Source organism: Paenibacillus agaridevorans (assembly GCF_003112455.1).
GTDB lineage: Bacteria > Bacillota > Bacilli > Paenibacillales > Paenibacillaceae > Pristimantibacillus > Pristimantibacillus agaridevorans.
In genome coordinates this window covers 10,068-11,660 of record NZ_BDQX01000377.1, presented here as the reverse complement: position 1 = coordinate 11,660, position 1,593 = coordinate 10,068, and the positions used below count along the sequence as shown (strand labels likewise).

Genomic DNA, 1,593 nt, shown 5'->3' with positions numbered 1-1,593 from the left:
GCGCCGGGGCGTCCCCGCCTGGCGCAGCCGAAGGCGCCCCCTCGGCGCTCCGAAACCGGCAATGCACGGTTTCGGCGCCGAGGGGCGCCAGGGCCTCGCGCAGCGAGGCCTCGAGCGCGGAATGCTGCGCCGCGCTCGCTTCCAGAACCGTCAACGATACTTGACGGTTCCGAACCATAACGTCGCGGAAGGAGATGCCTTCCGCGGAATATTGCTCAGCCATCACGCGTTCGATGGCTTCGATCGCTTGCTCGCGTGTCAACATATGTGATAGTCCCACCCTTTATCGTAATCACTGCTCTCCGCCTTCGGAGAGTTCCATAAACACTCCCCCCTAGTATACCACAGGTTGCGACTTTGTCTGAAGTCGGTTGCCCACCTAAGCACACTATATGAATCTGTTTACTCGCCATTTTGCAATTTTAATTCATCCGACGTACTGCCGCTGAGCTTCTCCCCCGACACATAACGAAGAATGCCTTGATAGATCGACGCGGCCACTTGGCGCTGATAATCTGCGTTCGCGAGACGTGCTGCCTCGCCCGGATTGGACAAGAATCCGACCTCCACAAGCGCGGTCGGAATGTCGGGCACCGACTTGAGCAGATAGACATCCTTTTTCACGGCCGCGATGCGCGTCGTATTAGCCAGGTTGCGCTTGATCTCGTCCTGAATAAAAGCCGCCAGAAGGCGGTTGTCGGGATGAGCCGACGAATTATAGAACGTCTGGGCGCCGGACCACTTCTCCGAAGGGATGCTATTCATATGAATGCTGATAAACGCGGCAGGCTCGCTTTCCTTGATCATAGCGGCCCGCCGTTTCAAGTCCTCCGTCTTCCGCTTGCTGTAGGCGCTCACGTCCCCCGAGGCCAGATCGTAGTCCCCTTCCCTGGTCATCACGACAAGAGCCCCCGCCTGCTGAAGGTAATCTCTTACATGCAGCGCAATCGCAAGATTCAGATCCTTCTCGACCGCTCCCTGCTTGCTGATGGCTCCGCCGTCCGCTCCGCCGTGTCCCGCATCTATCGCGATCGTTTTGCCGGATAACGGCAGCGTCCAGTAAGACCAGGAGCTGGAAGCAGGCAAATTGTCACGGAGCAGCAATCCTGTCAGAATAAGAACCGCGACGGCAGCCGCAATCCGCAATGCTCCCTTCAGCGTCAACCAAATCACAAAATGCCGACGAATTCGACGCATCAAAAAAAACCACCCCGTCTCTCATATACGCTCATTCATGTATATGGGACAAGATGGTTTTTTATGTGCCTTGGGATATGAGGATTGATGATGGATCTGGATCTTCTACTCCTCGACAGCGTCGGTCACGAAATGCAGCGCCGACTGATCCATGTCCGCGACGATACCCAGATCGGGTCGATCCGTCAGCGCAATGACCGCGCCTTCCGCCGGCTGATGCAGCTCGAACAACACAATTTCGTTACGTCCCTGCCGAAGCAGCGGTCCCGGGACGTAGAGCGTCCGCTGCGGCCCGGCTTCCCAATAACGACCCAGATTGAAGCCGTTGATCAAAGCAACGCCCTTGCCCCAGCCGTCCAAGCGAAGAAACGTATCGCCGATCTCTTCCGCGTCGAA

Annotated in this window: 1 protein-coding gene and 2 pseudogenes; all 3 read right to left on the bottom strand. The window is 57.1% G+C overall.

Annotated features, from left to right (window positions below; translation table 11 throughout):
• Positions 1-265 (bottom strand): annotated as a pseudogene (locus PAT3040_RS28835) (DUF5024 domain-containing protein); the annotation flags it as partial.
• Positions 266-402: 137 nt separating this feature from the next.
• Positions 403-1,197 carry an N-acetylmuramoyl-L-alanine amidase CwlD gene (gene cwlD, locus PAT3040_RS28830; RefSeq protein WP_108995390.1) on the bottom strand — a complete coding sequence of 265 codons (795 nt, stop codon included), beginning with the start codon at positions 1,195-1,197 and terminating at the stop codon, positions 403-405.
• 105 nt (positions 1,198-1,302) lie between these two features.
• A pseudogene (locus PAT3040_RS39110) lies at positions 1,303-1,593 on the bottom strand (beta-galactosidase); the annotation flags it as partial.